Raw genomic sequence first — 3,749 nt, forward strand, 5'->3', positions numbered from 1 at the left:
TTGACGAGGCTTTCGGTTTCCGCGCTCAGGCCGATGATGGCGTCGTCGCCGAGCAGCTGTCGCGCCTCGCGCGGGTCCATGTCGTCCTGCCCGATATGCACGCCGTCGACCTTGATACCCAGGTTGCGGCACTGCCAGACGACGTCCACACGGTCGTCGATAACGAAGGCGACCGTGTCGGACTTGCCGTTGTCTTCGATGATTTGCGCGATGTCCCGTGCGGTTTCGGTGAGCTGCTTGGCGTCCGCGGTTTTGTCGCGCAGCTGGATGAAGGTGGCGCCGCCTTGCAGTGCGTCGTCGACGATATCGCCGACCGGGCGTCCTTTGGTGTCCTGAGACCCAAGGATGCAGTAGGCGGTCAAGTCGAAGGTGTCGCGCATGGAGGCGTAGGGGTATGGGTTGAATGGGTTGAATGGGTTGGCCATGGTGTTTCTTTCTGTTGATGGGCCGGTAGACGGCCCTTGGTTCCGGAATGTCGTGTGCGGCGTACTGCCGAATGTATTGATGTTATGCAAACGATTCATTCGCTCAATATCAGAGATATTCCGCAGAAATATTGCAGTTGCATGATTACGTTTGCGTAAATGAGCAAATCGCTGATATCGCCGCGTCGGTGCTGAGAGGCATGTCGGGTATGTCTCTTGACGATGGAGCAACGTCTACATGTTCGGCGCGGTTCAATTGCGACTTGTCAGGCCGTGCCCGCGGTGTCTGGGGATACGCTGTTTTGCGACTCAGTGACTTGCGACACAGCGATTGGTGATGCTGCGATGTCTTCAGCGGTGGTGTTCCACAGCGCGTCAAGGAATCGGGTTTGGAAACTTCCCGGTCCGGTGCAGTCTTCCGCAGCTTGTTCGGAGGCGCGGTTGTACAGTGCGCTCGCAGCTAGCGCGGCGGTAAGCGGATCGGCTACGGCGAGATAGGTGGCGGTGACCCCGCCGAGCGAGCATCCGGCACCGGTGATTTTCGTCATCATTGGACTGCCGCCGGATAACCGGTACACCTTGTCTCCGTCGGTGACAAGGTCGGTGGCGCCGGACACGGCGACCGCGGCACGGTGGTTTGGCGCGTAGTTGCGCAAATATCGCGCCATCACGATTGCGGCGTTTGTGGCGCTGTCCACGTCATCGACGGCTTCGACGCCTGCCGGTCGGGTGGTTCCTGCCTTGGCTCCGGTATCAGAACCTGCGGATGGGACGTTGAGATCCCAGATTCCCGCCAACGCGATGATTTCCGATGCATTGCCCCGCACAATGGTCGGGGGAGCGGAGCGGAATGACCACAGAATGGCGGAACGAGTACGCCCGATGCCGGCGGCGACGGGGTCAAGCACCCAAGGGTGTTGCATCGCTTGCAACGACCGCGCGATATTGCCGAGCGCGTCCTTGAAGAACGGCAGCAGGGTACCGACGTTGATGTAGGTGGCCTTGGCGATTGCTGCGGTGTCGATGATATCGTCCGGCAGGTAGCTCATCGCCGCGGTGCCGCCCGCCGCCAGCTGCGCGTTGGCGACGAGGTTGATGGTCACGAAGTTCGTGAACGATTGGGCGAGCGGCGTGGTGCTCTTCACCTCGTCCACCGCCTTGGCGATCAGCTGACGCTGAGAATCTTCCGCTGGTAACGGTGTTCCGTTCTGGTTTGCGCCGGTGCTGCCGGTGATGTCTGGTGATGCGTCTGTGCTCATCATTGCTCCCTACGCTGGTTCTAACCAACAGGTTCTAAGGGTCAGGCACGGTGCCTTTCTCAGCCTTGCCTTGCGGCAGGCTCCCCTGCATTGGATTACTCGAGTCATCGTATGGATGCCCGTGGACACGGGGTGTCTTGATTTGGTTCCGTCCGCCGGTTACCAGCATGTTGTACAGTGTGAGGAAATAATGAGGGCTGTATCCTAATGTCGGGATTGCTGTCACCGGGCACAATATGGCGTACGATTCCAACGTGGTGGAGCGTGCCGCCATAAAGCGATCTAGAGAAGAAGAGATGAGGAATTGGCGTTGAGTCCAACAGATAACGTGCAAACGAAGGCATCCGTGCATTCCGGCACGCATGTCGAAATCCACGCTGCAACGAGTAGGAAGCAACCGCGTTCATCATCGCGTAACTCTTCACCGTTCAGTCCTGTGGTACGGCGATGGAAGAGTCGTGAATCAGGCGTTGAAGGATTGCGCATCATCGCCATGGTGATGATCGTTGCATATCACTCATGCTGGAATGGGACCGCGGAGCATAGCGTTGCTCTTGGATCGTCGGCATTCGATCTCTTCGCGTTGTCTCTGAATCCGTTGGGGAAAACAGGCGTGGCCATATTCTTCCTCATTACTGCCTGGTACTTATGTGAGCGTGAAGCGCCCACGTTCCGTTCATCGTTGAGGAAAGCTTGTTATCTTGAGCTCGAAGTGCTGACGTATAACCTTATCTTATTTCTGGAATATCATGGTATTATTCCAAGTTCCCAACTGACGGTTGATGATATCGTCGGCAGTCTTTTCCCGATTTCTTCGAATACCTTATGGTATGCGACGGCGTATATTCTGTTCCTCTTGGTGTATCCGTTCGTTACCGCAGCATTACGCGCTATCGGCCCTGGTATGCATGCTCGTCTGGCGTTGCTGTTGTTTGCGATGTGGGGTATCGGTTATGGTTTGACACGATACGCTACGTGGGAGTTCCCGACATACAGTTTCGTGTACTTCGTGTATCTGTATATTCTACTGTCATACTACCGCTGGTATTTGCGTGAGATTTCTTCTTCCATGGCTTGGCTGATGGTTGCTGCAGGTTGCCTGATTTTTGCCATCCATATAGGTTCTTGCATCATTGCATTCCGATTTACCGGTAACCACGGTTACCTGAACAATGAACATTTGTTCTTGACTGAGGAGGGTAAGCTTCCTGTGTTGCTGGTGGCATTCGGTCTTGTGTCATTGGCTGTTCGGTGTCATCGACACATTACCGGAGTCAATGCTGCGGCATCTGCCATGTTTGGCGTGTATGTACTGCATGAAAATGTTCTGATGCGCGACCTGTTGTGGACGGAGACGTTCCCGTTGCGCGAGATGAGAACTTGGCATGCTTCAATCGCCGTGCTCATCGCTGGTATTCTAGGCATTGTCGTTTTCGGCGCAATCATCGATATCCTCCGCCAGCTGCTGTTTGCAATGACTATCGATAAGTATTACAGTGCATGGTTTGACGTGGCATATCGCAAGCTGTCCGATTGTAGACTTTCACGGTGGTTGCATATGGCGCTTCAACCGGTGAAAGGATTTCATATAGCGCGGGACAAGGAGCGTCATGAGTGACAGTATCGGGATGAATGTACCGGCTTCGCAACAGTCTGTTGATATGCGTCGAGCGTACCGCATTCGCAAATGGTTTGCCGTTCCGGACAATCTTGGTAATGCTGGAGTATTGGTGGTGTATCTTGCCGTGGTCATCACGGTGATGTGTTTCCATGAGCCTTGGTTCGACGAGGCGCAATCATGGTTGATGGCGCGTGATTGCTCATGGCATGATTTACTGTTGGTACGCCCGCATTACGAGGGGCACCCGCCGTTGTGGTGGCTGTTGCTCGCGATTCCCGCACGTCTCGGCGTCCCATACGAGTGGGGAATAAAAAGCATTCAACTGGTGACGGCAGTCTTCTTCGTATGGCTACTGGTATTCCGTTCAGGATTACCGAAGGTGCTGCGCATCATTCTGCCGTTCACATATTTTGTGTGCTATCAGGATGGAGTGACCTCGCGCCC

General features: G+C 55.1%; 3 protein-coding genes, 1 pseudogene and 1 riboswitch. Of the genes and pseudogenes, 2 read left to right on the forward strand and 2 right to left on the reverse strand.

Annotated elements, in window-relative coordinates; translation table 11 throughout:
* Both ACI38B_RS06750 and ACI38B_RS06755 read right to left on the reverse strand, forming a co-directional pair.
* Positions 1-425, reverse strand: a 425-nt coding sequence (locus tag ACI38B_RS06750) for a thiamine phosphate synthase (RefSeq protein ID WP_439730081.1), incomplete at its 3' end; no start/stop codon positions are given.
* Positions 426-691: 266 nt separating this feature from the next.
* On the reverse strand, positions 692-1,684 hold the full coding sequence (locus ACI38B_RS06755) for a hydroxyethylthiazole kinase (protein WP_439730083.1): 993 nt from the start codon (positions 1,682-1,684) through the stop codon (positions 692-694).
* A riboswitch (TPP riboswitch) is annotated at positions 1,674-1,781 on the reverse strand. (Overlaps the previous gene by 11 nt.)
* Before the next feature lie 213 nt (positions 1,782-1,994).
* Between ACI38B_RS06755 and ACI38B_RS06760 the strand changes: the two genes are divergently transcribed.
* Together ACI38B_RS06760 and ACI38B_RS06765 are read left to right on the forward strand one after the other, a co-directional pair.
* Positions 1,995-3,302 carry an acyltransferase family protein gene (locus ACI38B_RS06760; protein WP_439730082.1) on the forward strand — a complete coding sequence of 436 codons (1,308 nt, stop codon included), beginning with the start codon at positions 1,995-1,997 and terminating at the stop codon, positions 3,300-3,302.
* A 142-nt stretch (positions 3,303-3,444) separates the two neighbouring features.
* Positions 3,445-3,749 (forward strand): annotated as a pseudogene (locus ACI38B_RS06765) (hypothetical protein); the annotation flags it as partial.

Origin of the sequence: Bifidobacterium sp. (assembly GCF_051876855.1) — a bacterium.
Lineage (GTDB): Bacteria > Actinomycetota > Actinomycetes > Actinomycetales > Bifidobacteriaceae > Bifidobacterium.

Excerpts from the sequence above, each read along its gene's own strand:
- ACI38B_RS06755 (WP_439730083.1), bottom strand. The coding sequence starts at position 1,684 with ATGAGCACAGACGCATCACCAGACATCACCGGCAGCACCGGCGCAAAC.